Annotated in this window: 13 protein-coding genes; 10 read left to right on the top strand and 3 right to left on the bottom strand. The window is 71.1% G+C overall.

Annotated elements, in window-relative coordinates; translation table 11 throughout:
- Positions 1-7: 7 nt before the first annotated feature.
- Positions 8-1,954 carry a transcriptional regulator BetI gene (gene betI, locus JOD31_RS18745; RefSeq protein ID WP_271206205.1) on the bottom strand — a complete coding sequence of 649 codons (1,947 nt, stop codon included), beginning with the start codon at positions 1,952-1,954 and terminating at the stop codon, positions 8-10.
- A 196-nt stretch (positions 1,955-2,150) separates the two neighbouring features.
- On the opposite strand from betI, the gene JOD31_RS18750 reads away from it, so the two are divergent.
- The 5 genes from JOD31_RS18750 to betA all read left to right on the top strand — a co-directional run bounded on the left by JOD31_RS18750 (position 2,151) and on the right by betA (position 8,663).
- Positions 2,151-3,098: a choline ABC transporter substrate-binding protein gene (locus tag JOD31_RS18750; RefSeq protein ID WP_204951955.1), complete on the top strand. Its 948-nt coding sequence runs from the start codon at positions 2,151-2,153 to the stop codon at positions 3,096-3,098.
- A gap of 110 nt (positions 3,099-3,208) precedes the next feature.
- Positions 3,209-4,066 (top strand): choline ABC transporter permease subunit, encoded by an 858-nt coding sequence (gene choW / locus JOD31_RS18755; RefSeq protein ID WP_204951956.1) that lies wholly within the window; start codon positions 3,209-3,211, stop codon positions 4,064-4,066.
- Positions 4,063-5,292 carry a choline ABC transporter ATP-binding protein gene (gene choV / locus JOD31_RS18760; protein ID WP_204951957.1) on the top strand — a complete coding sequence of 410 codons (1,230 nt, stop codon included), beginning with the start codon at positions 4,063-4,065 and terminating at the stop codon, positions 5,290-5,292. The genes choW and choV overlap by 4 nt, the downstream gene beginning before the upstream one ends.
- Positions 5,289-6,800 carry a betaine-aldehyde dehydrogenase gene (gene betB, locus JOD31_RS18765; RefSeq protein WP_204951958.1) on the top strand — a complete coding sequence of 504 codons (1,512 nt, stop codon included), beginning with the start codon at positions 5,289-5,291 and terminating at the stop codon, positions 6,798-6,800. Before choV ends, betB begins: the two co-directional genes overlap by 4 nt.
- 162 nt (positions 6,801-6,962) lie before the next feature.
- On the top strand, positions 6,963-8,663 hold the full coding sequence (gene betA / locus JOD31_RS18770) for a choline dehydrogenase (RefSeq protein ID WP_204951959.1): 1,701 nt from the start codon (positions 6,963-6,965) through the stop codon (positions 8,661-8,663).
- A 15-nt stretch (positions 8,664-8,678) separates the two neighbouring features.
- Here the strand turns inward: betA and JOD31_RS18775 are convergent, their stop codons facing one another.
- Positions 8,679-9,071: a winged helix-turn-helix transcriptional regulator gene (locus JOD31_RS18775; protein ID WP_204951960.1), complete on the bottom strand. Its 393-nt coding sequence runs from the start codon at positions 9,069-9,071 to the stop codon at positions 8,679-8,681.
- 87 nt (positions 9,072-9,158) lie between these two features.
- Here JOD31_RS18775 and JOD31_RS18780 point away from each other — a divergent pair, with 87 nt between their 5' ends.
- Positions 9,159-10,013: an NAD(P)H-binding protein gene (locus JOD31_RS18780; protein ID WP_204951961.1), complete on the top strand. Its 855-nt coding sequence runs from the start codon at positions 9,159-9,161 to the stop codon at positions 10,011-10,013.
- A 19-nt stretch (positions 10,014-10,032) separates the two neighbouring features.
- On the opposite strand, the gene JOD31_RS18785 is transcribed toward JOD31_RS18780, so the two are convergent.
- Positions 10,033-11,043: a GlxA family transcriptional regulator gene (locus JOD31_RS18785; protein WP_204951962.1), complete on the bottom strand. Its 1,011-nt coding sequence runs from the start codon at positions 11,041-11,043 to the stop codon at positions 10,033-10,035.
- 211 nt (positions 11,044-11,254) lie between these two features.
- Between JOD31_RS18785 and JOD31_RS18790 the strand changes: the two genes are divergently transcribed.
- Genes JOD31_RS18790 through JOD31_RS18805 form a run of 4 tightly spaced genes read left to right on the top strand, consistent with a single transcriptional unit; the run spans position 11,255 to position 16,343 of the window.
- Positions 11,255-12,508, top strand: a complete 1,254-nt coding sequence (locus JOD31_RS18790; protein ID WP_204951963.1) for a sarcosine oxidase subunit beta family protein — start codon at positions 11,255-11,257, stop codon at positions 12,506-12,508.
- A gap of 13 nt (positions 12,509-12,521) precedes the next feature.
- The gene (locus JOD31_RS18795; RefSeq protein WP_204951964.1) at positions 12,522-12,815 is read left to right on the top strand and encodes a sarcosine oxidase subunit delta; all 294 of its coding nucleotides are present in this window, start codon (positions 12,522-12,524) and stop codon (positions 12,813-12,815) included.
- A complete protein-coding gene (locus JOD31_RS18800; protein ID WP_204951965.1) occupies positions 12,815-15,799 on the top strand; it encodes a sarcosine oxidase subunit alpha family protein in 2,985 nt (994 codons plus the stop codon). Before JOD31_RS18795 ends, JOD31_RS18800 begins: the two co-directional genes overlap by 1 nt.
- Positions 15,792-16,343 (top strand): sarcosine oxidase subunit gamma, encoded by a 552-nt coding sequence (locus tag JOD31_RS18805; protein ID WP_204951966.1) that lies wholly within the window; start codon positions 15,792-15,794, stop codon positions 16,341-16,343. Before JOD31_RS18800 ends, JOD31_RS18805 begins: the two co-directional genes overlap by 8 nt.
- The last annotated feature ends 40 nt before the right edge of the window (positions 16,344-16,383 follow it).

The following is a 16,383-nucleotide window of genomic DNA, read 5'->3' on the forward strand; positions in this document are numbered from 1 at the left end:
AAAGGCGTCAGTCCGCGTCCTGCTCGCAGGCGAGCGTCCGGCGCACCCGCCCGAACGCCCCTGCGTCCGGCTCGAGCCAGTCCTCTTCGGCCGAAGCGAAGCCGCCTCCTCCGTCGTTGATACGGCAGACGGCCGCCTCCGCCGCGCGGGCCAGCCGACGCGCCCGCGCGACGTCTCCCGCATAGACGCCGAGCGACAACCCCGGCCCCAGAGCTTTCAGCCGCGCCGCGGCGTCGGCCTCGGTCGCGAAGCCGCACGTCAGAACGATCGGCGCGAACAGCGGCGTCCGCGCGACGGCCATGCCCTCGTGGCCGTCGTCGAGCAGCGTGGGCTTCAGAACGGCCGCCCGGCTCCGGCCGCCGAGATCCCCGGCGCGGCCGCCGAGCTTCACCCGGGCGCCGTCGCGCCGCGCCGCTTCGATCAGGGCGAGCGCGCGTTCGAGCTGATCGCGCGAGACCATGGGACCCACTTCGACCACAGGATCCATCGGATCGCCGACCACCAGCGCGGCGATCTCAGCCCGGAGCCGCTCGACGAACGCCGGGCGCACGGCGTCGGCGACGAAGACCAGCGTCTCGCTCAGGGCGCGCGCGCGCGCGAACCGCCGGGCGCCGCGCACGATCTCGGCCGCCGCCCGGTCGAGATCGGCGTCGGCGGTGACCAGCACCGCGGATTTCCGCGGCGCGTCCGCCCACCCCGTCGACGGACCGCCCGCAGCGCGTACCGCCCGTTCGGCGTCGTCGCCGCCAAGCACGGCGAAGGCGCCCTCGGGCGCGCCCGCTTCGCGCGCGATCTCCGCAAGGCGGGACAGCGCGCGGGTCTTCCGCGCCGCGGAGCACGCGACCGCCGCCGCGCCCTCGGCCAGCGCCGGCGCGACGAGGCGGCTTGCGAGCAGCAGAGGCGCGCTCCAATGGACCGGCGCGAGCACGGAGGCGGGCGGGGAGCGGTCCGCCCAGCCCCTCCGGCCTCCGCCGAAATCGACGTGGTCGGCCGCCGGGGCCGCGGCCCGCTCGGCCGCGCGCTCGAAGGCGCGGATCACCCGCGGCAGATCGTGCGCCTCGACGTCCGCCACCGGGCGGCCGGCGTCGCGGGCCTCGAGCCGCGCGATCGCCTTGCGCTCATCGCGCAGGCGCAGCGCGACGCGCCGCAGCACCTCGCCCCGCTCCGCGCGCGCCGCGGTCCGCCAGGCCGCGCTCCCGCCCGCGTCCGACGAAAGCCACGGGCGGGCGGGCGTCGACGGCGCGACCGCGGCGGGTTGCGCAGGCGCAGCCGCCTGGCGCGCCGCGCCTTCCCGCGTGATCAGGAGCGTGACGAGCTCCCGCACGATCGACCGCGCTTCGGATCCATCGGACCTCACGACGCCGGTCGAATGCGATTGAAGCCACAGGCCGTCGATCGTCGCGGCGATGAAGGAGACCGAGATCTCCAGCCGCGCGGGATCGACCAGCGGCCTCAGCCCATAGCGCAGGTTCGCCCGCATGCGCTGTTGGTAGATCGACTGCACTCTGCGGTAGGGCTCGGAGTGCATGATCTGGCCCCAGAACGCGAGCCAGACCGCGCTGGTACGGGGATCGAACTCCTCCGGCGCGAGCGCCGACTCCGGAACCGCCAGCACGCGCTCCAGCGGCGTGAGGGCCGCGCGCAGACGCGCGGCCGTCGCGCGCGCGAGCCGGGCCGCCATGAACCGCAGCGTCGCTTCGAGCAGACCGTCCTTGTCGCCGAAATAGTGCGCGAACAGCCCCTGGCTGACGCCTGCGCGCCGCGCGATCTCGCCGAGCGACGCCGCCTTGAAGCCGACGTCGGAGACGGTCTCGATCGTCGCTTCGATCAGATGCCGCCGGCGCTCCGCTTCGAAGCTGCGCATGGGCTCGGACGGCGAGGCGGCGGACTGCGGTGGGGCCATGACCAAGCATACGCCGCCGTTGAACACCTGTTCAACATCGATCTGACGCACCCCTCTCCTTTCCACGGAAACGCCCCCCCGCGCCGCGGCGAAGCACAATTTTTGAACAAAATGACGCGTTTAAATTCAACGCCATGACTGTTTTTGCACCGCAACAGCTTACTTTTTGCTGTTGAACGATCATTCAATGCGTTCTAATGAGTCAGGCACGCAAGTTGAAGCCCCGTTCACCTGGAGGGTCTCCGTGATGCGTCTCCGCATGCTCCTGTCCGCGATCTGCGCAGCCGGACTCCTCGGCGGAGGGCCCGCCCTGGCGGCCGAGCCGGCCGCCTGCAAGACCGTCCGGTTCGCCGACGTCGGCTGGACCGACATCACCTCCACCACCGCCATCGCCTCGCGCATTCTCGAAGGTCTCGGCTACCAGACCAAGACCCAGGTGCTGTCGGTGCCGGTCACCTACGCCTCGCTGAAGTCCAAGGACATCGACGTCTTTCTCGGCAACTGGATGCCGACGATGGAGGCCGACCGGAAGCCCTACGTCGAGGCCAAGCAGGTCGACGTGATCGGCCCGAACCTGACCGGCGCGAAGTACACGCTGGCGGTCCCGACCTATCTCTACGACAAGGGTCTCAAGACCTTCGCCGACATCGAGAAGTTCAAGGACGACCTGCACGACAAGATCTACGGCATCGAGCCCGGCAACGACGGCAACCGGCTGATCCTCGGCATGATCAAGGACGGCAAGTTCGGCCTCAAGGACTTCGATCTGGTCGAGTCGAGCGAACAGGGCATGCTGGCCCAGCTCGACCGCGCCCAGCGCCGCAAGGAGGCCATCGTGTTCCTCGGCTGGGAGCCGCACCCGATGAACACCAAGTATTCGATCAAGTATCTCGAGGGCGGCGACGACGTGTTCGGCCCGAACCTCGGCGGCGCCGAGATCTACACCAACCTGCGCGCAGGCTACGCCGGCGAATGCCCGAACCTCGGGGCCTTCTTCAACAAGCTGACCTTCACGCTCGACACCGAGAACAAGGTCATGGGCTCGATCCTGTTCGACGGCATGGAGGGGGCCAAGGCCGCCGAGGCCTGGCTGAAGGCCGAGCCCGACGCCTGGAAAGGCTGGCTCGACGGCGTGACCACGCTCGACGGGCAGCCGGCCCTGCCGGCGGTGCGGAAGAGCCTTGGACTGAACTGACCGTTCGCGGCGGGCGGCGCGCCTGATCGCCGCCCGCCGCCCCGAGCCGCCTCCGCCCGCGGAGGCCTCAACGTCACAGACATCGCTTCGCCTCGAGATGAGGACTGCGCATGACCGACTGGCTGACCACCCACAAGATCCCGCTCGGACCCGTGCTCGCGACGGCGATCGAGTGGCTGACCGACCACGGTCAGGCGTTCTTCGACTTCATCGCGATCGCGCTCTCGGCGCTCGTCGACGGGCTCACCGACCTCCTGCTGTGGATCCCCGCGCTGATCCTCGTCGCGGCCTTCGCGATCGGGGCCTATGCGCTGCACCGCTCGATCGGCCTCGTCGCCTTCATCGTCCTGTCGCTGCTGCTTGTGATCAACCTCGGCTACTGGGAGGCGACGATGCAGACGCTCTCCCTGGTGATCTGGGCGACGGCGACCTGCATCGTGATCGGCGTCCCCGTCGGCATCGCCGCCGCGCACCGGCCCTGGCTCTATCAGGCGATCCGCCCGGTGCTCGACCTGATGCAGACCATCCCGACCTTCGTGTACCTGATCCCGACGCTGGTGCTGTTCGGCCTCGGCACGGTGCCGGGCGTGATCTCGACGGTGATCTTCGCCCTGCCCGCCCCGATCCGCCTCACCCAGCTCGGCATCTCGACTGTGCCGGAGGCCCTGCGGGAGGCGGCGCTGGCCTATGGCGCCACCAAGCGCCAGCTGCTGTTCAAGGTGGAGCTGCCGCACGCCATGCCGACGATCCTCGCCGGCGTCACCCAATGCATCATGCTCAGCCTCTCCATGGTGGTGATCGCCGCCCTCGTCGGCGCCGACGGGCTCGGCAAGCCGGTCGTGCGGGCGCTAAACTCGGTCAACATCTCCATGGGCTTCGAGGCCGGCATCGCCATCGTCATCCTCGCGATCATCCTCGATCGCGTGTGCAAGCGGCCGGAGCGCCGCGCCAAGAGGAGGTCGGCATGACCGTGATCGCCGAACCGGGCGTCGCCGCGGCCGTGCCCGCTTCGAAGCCGAGCCGCGCCGACAACGCCGTCGAACTGCGCGACCTCGCGATCATCTTCGGCCGGACGAAGGAGGCGCTCGCCCTTGCCGACCAGGGCGCGAACCGCGACGAGATCCGCGACAGGACCGGCGCGATCCTCGGCGCCTACAAGGTCGACCTCGACATCCGCAACGGCGAAATCTGCGTGCTGATGGGCCTTTCCGGCTCCGGCAAGTCGACCGTTCTGCGCGCCGTGAACGGGCTCAACACAACAGCGCGCGGCGAGGTGATGGTGTGCCACGAGGGCGCCCTCGTCGACGTCGCGACCTGCGGGGCCAAGACCCTGCGCGACATCCGCCTCAAGACCGTCTCCATGGTGTTCCAGCAGTTCGGCCTGCTGCCGTGGCGCAGCGTGCGTGACAACGTCGGCTTCGGCCTGGAGATCCGCGGCATGGGCGCGGCGGAGCGGCGCGCCATCGTCGACGAGAAGCTCGAGATGGTGGGCCTGTCGAACTGGGCCGACAAGCAGGTGCAGGAGCTCTCCGGCGGCATGCAGCAGCGCGTCGGCCTCGCCCGCGCCTTCGCCACCGACGCCGACATCCTGCTGATGGACGAGCCCTTCTCCGCGCTCGACCCGCTGATCCGCGACAAGCTGCAGGACGACCTGCTCGCGCTGCAGGAGAAGCTGCACAAGACCATCATCTTCGTCAGCCACGACCTGTCGGAGGCGCTGAAGATCGGCAACCGCATCGCCATCATGGAAGGCGGCCGCGTCGTGCAGTTCGGCGCGCCGGCCGACATCATGCTGCGCCCGGCCGACGCCTATGTGGCCGAGTTCGTGAAGCGCATGAACCCGCTCGATGTGCTGTGCGCCGACGCCGTGATGACGCCGACCGCCAAGCTCTCCCGCGAGGCCGGCGCCGTGATGATGGACGGCGACGGCGGCGCCGTCGCGCTGACGCTCTGCAGCGAAGGCAAGCCGCTGACGCTGATGATCAACGGCCAGGTCCGGACGATCGGGGCGGTCGACGTCTCCGGCGCCGTCACCCGGAAGGGCGACGTCGTGGTCGCGCCCGCCGAGCTGCCGCTGAAGACCGCGATCGACGTGCGCCGTCAGTCGAACTACCCGATCGCGCTCGTCGACCAGCTCGGCCGCCTCGCCGGACTGTGCGACCACGAGGACATCTACCGGGGCCTGCTGCGATGACCGCCGCCGCCCGCGCCGCGTCCGCGACCGGCCTCGCCCCGCGCTTCGGCCTGCAGCGGCTCCACATCGGCGGCGCCTACGTGGACGCCGCCGGCGCCGAGACCTTCGAGACGGTGAACCCTGCGACCGGCGAGGTGCTGGCGCTCGTCCAGCAAGCCTCCGCCGCGGACGTCGACCGCGCCGTGGAGGCCGCGGCCGCGGGCCAGACGATCTGGGCGGCGATGACGGCGATGGAGCGTTCGCGGGTGCTCCGCCGCGCGGTCGCGCTGCTCCGGGAGCGCAACGACGAGCTGGCCGAGCTCGAAACTCTCGACACCGGCAAGCCGCTGTCGGAGACGCTCGCCGTCGACGTCGTCACCGGCGCGGACGTGCTCGAATACTACGCCGGCCTCGCGCCCGCGCTCGAAGGTCGCCAGATCCCGCTGCGGGAGACCTCCTTCGTCTACACCCGCCGGGAGCCGCTCGGGGTCGTCGCCGGCATCGGCGCCTGGAACTACCCGATCCAGATCGCGCTCTGGAAGTCGGCGCCGGCGCTCGCCGCCGGCAACGCCATGATCTTCAAGCCGAGCGAGGTGACGCCCCTCACCGCGCTGAAGCTCGCCGAAATCTATGCGGAGGCGGGGCTCCCCGCCGGCTGCTTCAACGTGCTGAACGGCGCGGGCGCCGCCGTCGGCGCGGCGCTGACCGAGCATCCGGGGATCGCCAAGGTGTCGTTCACCGGCGGCACGGCCACAGGCAAGAAGGTGATGGCCTCGGCCTCCGCCTCGACGCTCAAGGACGTCACCATGGAGCTCGGCGGCAAGTCGCCGCTGATCGTGCTCGACGACGCCGACCTCGACCGCGCCGCCGACATCGCCATGGCCGCGAACTTCTTCTCCACCGGCCAGGTCTGCACCAACGGCACCCGCGTCTTCGTGGCCCGGCCCCTGATGGCGGCGTTCGAGGCGAAGGTGGTCGAGCGCGCGAAGCGCATCCGCATCGGCGACCCGCTCGACCGCGCGACCAACTTCGGGCCGCTCGTCAGCTTCGCGCACCGCGACAAGGTGCTGGACTACATGGCGCGCGGCAGGGGCGCCGGCGCGCGCCTGCTGACCGGAGGCGGAGCGCCGGAGGGCGCGGCCTTCGCGAACGGCGCCTATGTCGAGCCGACGATCTTCGCCGACTGCGCCGACGAGATGGACATCGTGCGCGACGAGATCTTCGGGCCGGTGATGAGCCTGCTGGCTTACGAGACCGAGGACGAGGCCGTCGCCCGCGCCAACGCCAGTCCTTACGGCCTCGCGGCCGGCGTCGTCACCCGCGACCTCGCCCGCGCGCATCGCGTCATCCATCGGCTCGAGGCCGGCATCTGCTGGATCAACACCTGGGGCGAGTCGCCGGCCGAGATGCCGGTCGGCGGCTACAAGCAATCCGGCGTCGGGCGCGAGAACGGCGTCGAGACGCTGGAGCGCTACACGCAGTGCAAGTCGATCCAGGTCGAGCTCGGGGCGTTCGCCGCCGTGTTCTGACGCGTCGCTCCCTGCGCGCTTCGAGACGCGACCCTTCGGTTCGCTCCTCAGCGTGAGGAGCGTTGAGAGAATGAAGTCGCGCCAACCCTCCTCATGCCGAGGAGCCGCCAAAGGCGGCGCCTCGAAGCATCGGGAGACGGCGCAGAAACCGCGACTGTACCCATGGCCCAGACACCCAAGCGCGAGTTCGACTACATCGTCATCGGCGCCGGCTCCGCAGGCAACGTGCTGGCGACGCGCCTGACCGAGGATGCGGACGTCACCGTGCTGCTGCTGGAGGCGGGCGGGCCGGACTACCGGCTCGACTTCCGCACCCAGATGCCCGCGGCGCTCGCCTTTCCGCTCCAGGGCCGGCGCTACAACTGGGCCTACCTCACCGATCCCGAGCCCCACATGAACGGCCGCCGCATGGAGTGCGGCCGCGGCAAGGGGCTGGGCGGCTCCTCGCTGATCAACGGCATGTGCTACATCCGCGGCAACGCCATGGACTTCGACGGCTGGGCGCAGGCGCCCGGCCTGGGCGACTGGACCTACGCCGACTGCCTGCCCTATTTCCGCAAGTCCGAGACCCGCGACGTCGGGCCGAACGCCTATCACGGCGGCGAGGGCCCGGTGTCGGTGACGACCTCGAAGCCCGGCGTGAACCCGCTGTTCGAAGCGATGGTCGCCGCCGGCGTGCAGGCGGGCTACCCCCGCACCGACGACCTCAACGGCTTCCAGCAGGAGGGCTTCGGCCCGATGGACCGGACGGTGACCCCGAAGGGCCGTCGCTCCTCCACCGCGCGCGGCTATCTCGACCAGGCCAAAGGCCGGCCGAACCTCACCATCGTCACCCACGCCACCACGGACCGCATCCTGTTTTCAGGCCGCCGCGCGGTCGGCGTGTCCTATCTCGTGGGCGCGAACGACGACGCGATCGTCGCGCACGCCCGCCGCGAGGTGCTGCTGTCGGCAGGCGCCATCGCCTCGCCGCAGATCCTGCAGCGCTCCGGCGTCGGCCCCGCGGCGCTGCTGCGCGAGGTCGGCGCGCCGGTCGTGCAGGACCTGCCGGGCGTGGGCCGGAACCTGCAGGACCACCTCGAGATGTACCTGCAGTACGAGTGCGTGAAGCCGGTGTCGCTGGCGCCGGCGCTGAAGTGGTGGAACCAGCCGAAGATCGGCGCGGAATGGCTGTTCGCCGGCAAAGGACTTGGCGCCTCGAACCAGTTCGAGGCCGGCGGCTTCATCCGCTCGAGCTCGGAGTTCGCCTGGCCGAACATCCAGTTCCACTTCCTGCCGGTCGCGATCTCCTACAACGGCACCAACGCCTTCGAGGGCCACGGATTTCAGGCCCATGTGGGCTCCATGCGCTCGCCCAGCCGCGGCCGGATCGCGCTCAAATCCATGGACCCGCGCGAGCACCCCTCGATCCTGTTCAACTACATGAGCCACGACCAGGACTGGCGGGAGTTCCGGGACGCGATCCGCCTCACCCGTGAGATCATGCGCCAGCCGGCGCTCGACCCCTACCGCGGCCGCGAGATCAGCCCGGGCGACCAGCGCCAGAGCGACGCCGACCTCGACGCCTTCGTGCGCGAGCACGCCGAGACCGCCTACCACCCCTCCTGCTCCTGCAAGATGGGCGAGGACGAGACGGCGGTGGTGGACGGCCAGGGCCGGGTGCACGGGATCGAGGGCCTGCGGGTGGTCGACGCCTCGATCATGCCGCTGATCATCACCGGCAATCTCAACGCCACCACGATCATGATGGCGGAGAAGATCGCCGACCGGATCCGCGGCCGGACGCCGCTCGCCCGCAGCGACGCGCCGTACTTCGTCGCCGGCGACGCGCCCGCGAAGCGTCCGGCGCAGCGGGCGGCCTGACTGCGGAGCGCCGGTTCAGCGGCCCGCGCGCTGGACGAGAATCTCCGACAGGTTGGTCTCGATCCAGTCCGCGAGCGCGTTGACCTTCTCGGCGGCCCCGCCCCCGAGCGGCGTCAGGCTGTACTCCACGTGCGGCGGCACCACCGGCAGGGCGCGCCGCTCCACCAGCCCGTCCTCCTCCAGCGCCTTCAGCGTCTGCGCGAGCATGCGCTCGCTGACGCCGTTCACCCGGCGGCGCAAAGCGCTGAAGCGCAGCGTTCCGGACCGGAGCGCCACCAGCGCCAGCACGCCCCAGCGGCTCGTCACGTGCTGCATGATCTCGCGCGACGGGCAGCGCACGGAAAACACGTCGCCGCGCGCCATGCGCTCCTCAAGCAGCGCGCCTGTGGTCAGGGGATCCGTCGTCATGACGCTTACCTTTGTGTGCGTACTTACGAAAAGTAATCTAGTGGCGTATCTAAGCGAGCGCAACGGCGCACCACGGAAGGACCCGCCATGTTCGCCATCACCGGAGCCACCGGCCAGCTCGGCCGCCTCGTCATCGACGCTCTGACCAGGACCATCGCGCCCGACCGCATCGTCGCCGCCGTGCGGACGCCGTCCAAGGCCGCGGATCTGGCCGCTCGGGGCGTCGTCGTGCGCGAGGCCGACTACGACCGCCTCGAAACCCTCGCCGCGGCCTTCGCGGGCGTCGAAAAGCTGCTGCTGATCTCGTCGAGCGAGATCGGCCGACGCATCGCCCAGCATCAGGCCGCGATCGACGCCGCCCGCGCGGCCGGCGTCGGCTTCGTCGCCTACACCAGCGTGTTGCGCGCGCCCACGTCACAGCTCGGCCTCGCCGAGGAGCACCGCCGGACCGAGGCGGCGCTCGGCGCCTCCGGCCTCGCCCACGCCCTCCTCCGCAACGGCTGGTACGCCGAGAATCATCTCGCGAGCGTCCCGGCGGCGCTGGCGCACGGCGCCGTCTTCGGCGCGGCCGGCGAGGGTCGCATCGCCGGCGCCGCCCGCGCGGATTACGCGGAGGCCGCGGCCGCCGTGCTGACGCGGGACGACCAGGCCGGCGCGGTCTGGGACCTCGCCGGCGCGCCGAGCTGGACGCTGGCGGACTTCGCCGCCGAACTCAGCCGCCAGACCGGACGGACGATCCCCTACCGCGACCTGAGCGAGGCGGACTACGCCGCGGCGCTGCTGCAGGCCGGGCTCCCCGAGCCGGTCGCGCGCCTGCTGGCCGACAGCGACGCCGCCGCGGCGAAGGGCGCGCTCGACGGTTCCGGCGACGATCTCCGCCGGCTGATCGGCCGTGCGTCGACGCCGCTTGCAGACAGCGTCGCCCAGGCGCTGAAGGGCTGACGCTGCTCAGGCCGCGCGCTCACTCCGCGGCGCGCGCGGCCGCCTGCGGAACCGGGGCTTTGCGTTCCGCGCTCGGCGGGCGGCCGAAGCCCTCGAAATAGGCGCGGGAGAAGTGCGAAGCCGAGGAGAAGCCGCATTCGAGCGCAATCGACAGGATCGGCATCGAGGTCTGGCGGATCAGCGTGCGCGCGCGCTCCAGTCGGATCTTGAGGTAGCGCTTGGCCGGCGACTGGCCGAGGTACTTGAAGAACAGCCGCTCGAGCTGCCGGGTCGAAAGGTGCACGGCGTCCGCGAGCTCCTGGCTCGACAGCGGGTCCTCGATGCGCTCCTCCATCAGCTGCACGACCTTCAGCAGCTTGGGGTGCGCCACCCCGAGCCGCATCCGCAGGTCCATGCGCTGGCCCTCGCCGGCGTCCCGGATGCGGTGGTGCAGCAGCTGCTGCGCCACCTCGGAGGCGAGCGCGTGGCCGTGGTCGCGGGCGATCACCGCCAGCATCATGTCGGCCGCCGCGAAGCCGCCGGCGCAGGTCAGCCGGTCGCGGTCGATCTCGTAGAGCTCGGATTCCAGCTCCATCTCCGGATGCTGGGCCGCGAGGCTCGCGAGGTTTTCCCAGTGGATGGTGGCCCGGTAGCCGTCGAGCAGGCCGGCGCGCGCCAGCACATACGGGCCGGTGCAGAGCGCGCCCAGCGTCTTCCGGCGCGAGGCGAGGCGCCGCAGCAGCACGGTGAGCGCGGCGTGGTCCGCCTTCTCCACGTCGACGCCGCCGCAGACGAAGGCCATGTCGAGGTCCGGCGCGTCGGCGAAGCGGCCGTCGACCGCCACCGCCACGCCGTTCGAGGCGGCGCAGGAGAGGCCGGCGTCGGAATAGAGCGCGAGCGCGTAGAGGTTGCGCCCGGCTTCGCGGTTCGCGAGCCGCAGCGGCTCGATGGCGGCCGCGAAGGCGATCATCGAGAACCGCTCGACCAGCAGGAAGCCGACCTTGCGCGGCCCATCGCTTGCGAAGCTCTGCGGCGTCACGTGCGAACCCATTCGGCGCTCCTGGCCTCGGGTGATTTTCACCCCGCGGTGATCCGCGTCAATGCAAGATTGGAGCCGTTCGAACAAGGCGCCGCGGTCCCTCCCCGGCGGCGCTCGGCGCTTTCCCGGACGCCCGTCGCAAAAGCTGAAATCGCGGTCGCCTGCGGGCAAGCCCGCGAGGGACGCCGGCGGCACGATCCTCCCCGTCACGCGAGGTGGATCGATGCGCCGTTTCTCACTTGCATCCCTTCTGTCGGAAGCTGTCGGCGGCCATCAGGGCTGGGGCCGCCAGTGGCGCGCGCCGGAGCCGAAGCCGTCCTACGACGTGGTCATCGTCGGCGGCGGCGGCCACGGCCTCGCCACCGCCTACTATCTCGCGACGGTCCACGGGATCACCAACGTCGCCGTGGTCGAGAAGGGCTGGATCGGCGGCGGCAACACCGGCCGCAACACCACGATCATCCGCTCGAACTACCTCTACGACGAGAGCGCGCATCTCTACGAGCACGCGCTGAAGCTCTGGGAGGGCCTGTCCCAGGAGCTGAACTACAACGTGATGTTCTCGCAGCGCGGCGTTCTGATGCTCGCGCACAACATCCACGACATCCAGAGCTTCAAGCGCCACGTCTACGCCAACCGCCTCAACGGCATCGACAACGAGTGGCTGTCGGCGGAGGAGTGCAAGGCGTTCTGCCCGCCGCTGAACATCTCCCGCGAGGCGCGCTACCCCGTGCTCGGCGGCGCGCTGCAGCGCCGGGCCGGCACCGCCCGCCACGACGCCGTGGCCTGGGGCTACGCCCGCGGCGCCGACGCCCGCGGGGTCGACATCCTGCAGAACTGCGAAGTGACCGGAGTCCGCCGCGACGCCGGCGGCGCCGCGATCGGCGTCGAGACTACCCGCGGCTTCATCGGCGCGAAGCGCGTCGGCGTGGTCGCGGCCGGCAACACCTCGCGCGTGATGGACATGGCCGGCGTCCGCATGCCGCTCGAGAGCTATCCGCTGCAGGCGCTGGTGTCGGAGCCGGTCAAGCCGGTGTTCCCCTGCGTCGTGATGTCGAACGCGGTGCACGCCTACATCTCGCAGTCCGACAAGGGTGAGCTGGTCATCGGCGCCGGCACCGACCAATACACCTCCTACAGCCAGCAGGGCGGCCTCCACATCACCAACCATACGCTGGACGCGATCTGCGAAATCTTCCCGCAGTTCACGCGGATGCGGATGCTGCGCTCCTGGGGCGGCATCGTGGACGTGACGCCGGACCGCTCGCCGATCATCGGCCGGACGCCTGTGGACAACCTGTTCGTAAACTGTGGATGGGGCACCGGCGGCTTCAAGGCCACGCCCGGCTCCGGTCATGTCTTCGCCCACACGCTGGCGACGGGAGAGCCGCACCCGATCAACGCGCCCTTCACGCTCGACCGCTTCCGCACCGGCCGCCTGATCGACGAAGCCGCCGCCGCCGCCGTGGCGCACTGAGGGGGATCGAACCATGCTGCTGATCGACTGTCCCTTCTGCGGGACGCGGCCCGAGACCGAGTTCCGCTGCGGCGGCGAGGCGCACATCGCGCGGCCGACGGACCCCTCCGCGCTCGACGACGGCGCCTGGGCCGAGCACCTGTTCGTGCGCTCCAACCCGCGCGGCCTGCACGCGGAGCGCTGGATCCACGCCCACGGCTGCGGGCGCTGGTTCAACGCCGTGCGCGACACCTACACCGACCGCTTCGTCGAGACCTACAAGGCCGGCGAGCAGCCTTCCCACCCCATCGACGACGCGAGGGCGTGATGGCTCAGCCGCACCGTTTGCCCCAGGGCGGCCGCGTCGACCGCGCGACGCCGATCCGCTTCAGCTTCGACGGCCGGACCATCGAGGGCTTCGCCGGCGACACCGTCGCCTCGGCGCTGCTCGCGAACGGCGTCCATCTCGTCGGCCGCTCGTTCAAGTACCACCGGCCGCGCGGAATCCTGACCCATGGCTCCGACGAGCCGAGCGCGCTGCTTCAGGTCGACCGCGGCCCGGGCAAGATCGACCCGAACAACCGCGCGACCGTTGTCGAGGCCCGCAACGGTCTGACGACCTCCTCGCAGAACCGCTGGCCCTCGCTCGCCTTCGACGTCGGGGCGGTCAACGACCTGCTGTCGTCGGTGTTCGTGGCGGGCTTCTACTACAAGACCTTCATGTGGCCGCGATCGTTCTGGGACAAGGTCTACGAGCCGGTGATCCGGGCCGCCGCGGGCCTCGGCGTCGCGCCACAGGTCGCCGATCCGGACGCTTACGCCAACCGGCACGCCCACTGCGACGTGCTGATCGTCGGCGCGGGTCCTGCAGGCCTTGCGGCGGCGCTCGCGGCGGCGAAATCGGGCAAGCGCGTCATCCTCGCCGACGAGCAGCCGGAGTTCGGCGGCTCGCTGCTGCACGACACGACGGCGACGATCGACGGCCAGAGCGCCGAGGCCTGGCGCATCGCGGCGATCGAAGAGCTCGACGGATACGAGACCGTCACGTTGCTGCCGCGCACGACGGCGTTCGGCTATTACAATCACAACCACGTGGCCCTGACGGAGCGCGTCACCGACCACCGCGAGACCCCGGCCAAGGGCGCGCCGCGGGAGCGCCTGTGGCAGGTGCGCGCCGGCGAGGTGGTGCTCGCCACCGGCTCCCACGAGCGTCCGCTCGTCTTCGCCGACAACGATCGGCCGGGCGTGATGCTGGCCGAGAGCGTGCGCGTGTTCATCAACCGCTACGGCGTCGCGCCCGGCCGCCGCATCGTGTTCGTCACCAGCGGCGCCTCGGCCTACGCGGCGGCCGCCGACGCCAAGGCGGCGGGGCTCGAGGTCGTGATGGTCGACCTGCGGCCGGAGCGCGACTGCGGCCCGGAGGCCGCCGATCTGCGCCTGAAGGGCGTCGAGGTGCTGACCGGCCAGACCGTGATCGAGACCAAGGGCCGCAAACGCGTCGCTGGCCTCGTGGTCGCGCCCTGCGCGAACGGAACCGTGGGCGACCGCCGCGTCATCGCCTGCGACTGCGTCGGCATGTCGGGCGGCTGGACGCCCGCCGTCCACCTGTTCTCCCAGTCCCGCGGCAAGCTCGCCTACGACGAGGGCCGTGACGCCTTCCTGCCCGGCGTCTCGGCGCAGGCCGAGCGCTCCGTTGGCGCGGCGGCGGGCCTCTACGACCTCGCGACCTGCCTCACCAGCGGCTACGCCGCGGGCGCGGCGGCGGCCGGCGTCGCCGGCGGACGCGCCTTCGCGGCGAGCCAGACGCCGACCGGCTTCACCCCCGTCCGCGACCTGCCGACCGACGCGAACCCGGCGAAGGTGCGCGCCTTCGTCGACTTCCAGAACGACGTGACCGCGAAGGACCTGAAGCTCGCGATGCGCGAGGGCTTTGAGTCGATCGAGCACGTCAAGCGCTACACCACGACGGGCATGGCGACCGACCAGGGCAAGACGTCGAACATGAACGCCCTCGGCATCGTGTCGAAGGCGCTCGGCCGGCCGCTGCCCGCGATCGGCACCACCACCTTCCGCCCGCCTTACACGCCCGTAACCTTCGGCGCGCTGGTCGGCCCGGCGCGCGACGCGCTGTTCGATCCGATCCGCACCACGCCGATCCACGAGTGGGCGGCGGAGCATGGCGCGGCGTTCGAGAACGTCGCGCTGTGGCGGCGCGCCTGGCATTTCGCCCGTCCCGGCGAGGACATGCACGCCGCGGTCGACCGCGAATGCCGGGCGGTGCGCGAGGGCGTCGGGATCTTCGACGCCTCGACGCTCGGCAAGATCGAGGTCGTCGGCCCCGACGCCGCCGAGTTCATGAACCGGATGTATGTGAACCCCTGGACCAAGCTCGGCGTCGGCCGCTGCCGCTACGGGCTGATGCTGAAGGAGGACGGCTACATCCTGGACGACGGCGTCGTCGCAAGGATGGCCGAGGACCGCTTCCACGTGACGACCACCACCGGCGGCGCGCCGCGCGTGATGAACCACATGGAGGACTACCTCCAGACCGAGTGGCCGGATCTCGACGTCTTCCTCACCTCCACCACCGAACAGTGGGCGGTGATCGCGGTGCAGGGGCCGAGGGCGCGCGACGTGATCGCACCGCTGGTCTCCGGGATCGACCTCTCGAACGAGGCGTTCCCGCACATGTCTGTGCGCGAGGGCGCGATCTGCGGCGCGCCCTGCCGGCTGTTCCGCGTGTCCTTCACCGGCGACCTCGGGTTCGAAATCAACGTGCCGGCGGACTACGGCCGCGCGGTGTGGGAGGCGGTGTTCGCGGCCGGCGAGCCCTACGGAATCACGCCCTACGGCACCGAGGCGATGCACGTGCTGCGCGCCGAGAAGGGCTACATCATCGTCGGCCAGGAGACCGACGGCACGGTGACGCCCGACGACGTCGGACTCGCCGGGATGATCGCCAAGGCCAAGAAGGACTTCGTCGGCAAGCGTTCGCTCGCCCGGCCCGACGTGGTCGCCGCCGGCCGCAAGCAGCTTGTCGGCCTCGCGACCGAGACCGCCGCGCTGGTGCTGGACGAGGGAGCGCAGATCGTGGCGGACCCGGGCGAGCCGATCCCGATGACGATGCTCGGCCACGTCACATCGAGCTACTTCAGCGCCAACTGCGGCCGCTCGATCGCGCTCGCGCTCGTCGCCGACGGCCGCGCGCTCATGGGCCGGACGCTGCACGTCACCACGCCGGCCGGCTTCGCGGCGGCGACCGTGTGCGATCCGGTGTTCTTCGACTCCGAGGGAGGGCGCATCCATGCTTGACCGGAGCCTTGTCGCCCGCCGCGACCGCCCGCTGGGCGCCGCGCCCACCTCCAACGACCGCGCGCGCGTGGCGCCGGCGCCGGCCGGCGTCCGCCTGTCGCTGCGCGTTCGAGGGGCCGAGGGCCTGAGCTCTCTCGGCCTCGGGCTCGCGATCAACCGCATGTCCGCCGAGGGCGAGCGCTTCAGCGCGCGGCTCGGCCCCGACGAGTGGCTGCTGGGCGCGGGCGAAGCCGAGCTGGAGACGCTGGAGGGCGAGATCGCCGCGGCGCTCGGGGACCGGTTCCGCTCCGTCGTCGACGTCTCCCACCGCAACGTCGCGGTCGAGATCGCGGGACCGGACGCCGCGTCCGCCCTCAACGCCGGCTGCCCGCTCGACCTCTCCGACGCCGCCTTCCCGGCGGGCTCGGCGACGCGCACTCTGCTGGGCAAGGCCGAGATCGTGCTGCTGCGGCCGACGGCCGAGCCGCTCTACCGGGTCGAATGCTGGCGCTCGTTCGCGACCTACGTCCACGGGTTTCTGGTCGAGGCCGCCCGCACGGCGTGAGGCGGGACGTCCAAGCCTCAGACGCGACGTCATCTCCCGG

Source organism: Methylopila capsulata, from assembly GCF_016907975.1.
Classification (GTDB): Bacteria; Pseudomonadota; Alphaproteobacteria; order Rhizobiales; family Methylopilaceae; genus Methylopila; species Methylopila capsulata.

Excerpts from the sequence above, each read along its gene's own strand:
- JOD31_RS18750 (WP_204951955.1), top strand. The coding sequence starts at position 2,151 with ATGCGTCTCCGCATGCTCCTGTCCGCGATCTGCGCAGCCGGACTCCTC.
- choW (WP_204951956.1), top strand. The coding sequence starts at position 3,209 with ATGACCGACTGGCTGACCACCCACAAGATCCCGCTCGGACCCGTGCTC.
- choV (WP_204951957.1), top strand. The coding sequence starts at position 4,063 with ATGACCGTGATCGCCGAACCGGGCGTCGCCGCGGCCGTGCCCGCTTCG.
- betB (WP_204951958.1), top strand. The coding sequence starts at position 5,289 with ATGACCGCCGCCGCCCGCGCCGCGTCCGCGACCGGCCTCGCCCCGCGC.
- betA (WP_204951959.1), top strand. The coding sequence starts at position 6,963 with ATGGCCCAGACACCCAAGCGCGAGTTCGACTACATCGTCATCGGCGCC.
- JOD31_RS18775 (WP_204951960.1), bottom strand. The coding sequence starts at position 9,071 with ATGACGACGGATCCCCTGACCACAGGCGCGCTGCTTGAGGAGCGCATG.
- JOD31_RS18780 (WP_204951961.1), top strand. The coding sequence starts at position 9,159 with ATGTTCGCCATCACCGGAGCCACCGGCCAGCTCGGCCGCCTCGTCATC.
- JOD31_RS18785 (WP_204951962.1), bottom strand. The coding sequence starts at position 11,043 with ATGGGTTCGCACGTGACGCCGCAGAGCTTCGCAAGCGATGGGCCGCGC.
- JOD31_RS18790 (WP_204951963.1), top strand. The coding sequence starts at position 11,255 with ATGCGCCGTTTCTCACTTGCATCCCTTCTGTCGGAAGCTGTCGGCGGC.
- JOD31_RS18795 (WP_204951964.1), top strand. The coding sequence starts at position 12,522 with ATGCTGCTGATCGACTGTCCCTTCTGCGGGACGCGGCCCGAGACCGAG.
- JOD31_RS18800 (WP_204951965.1), top strand. The coding sequence starts at position 12,815 with ATGGCTCAGCCGCACCGTTTGCCCCAGGGCGGCCGCGTCGACCGCGCG.
- JOD31_RS18805 (WP_204951966.1), top strand. The coding sequence starts at position 15,792 with ATGCTTGACCGGAGCCTTGTCGCCCGCCGCGACCGCCCGCTGGGCGCC.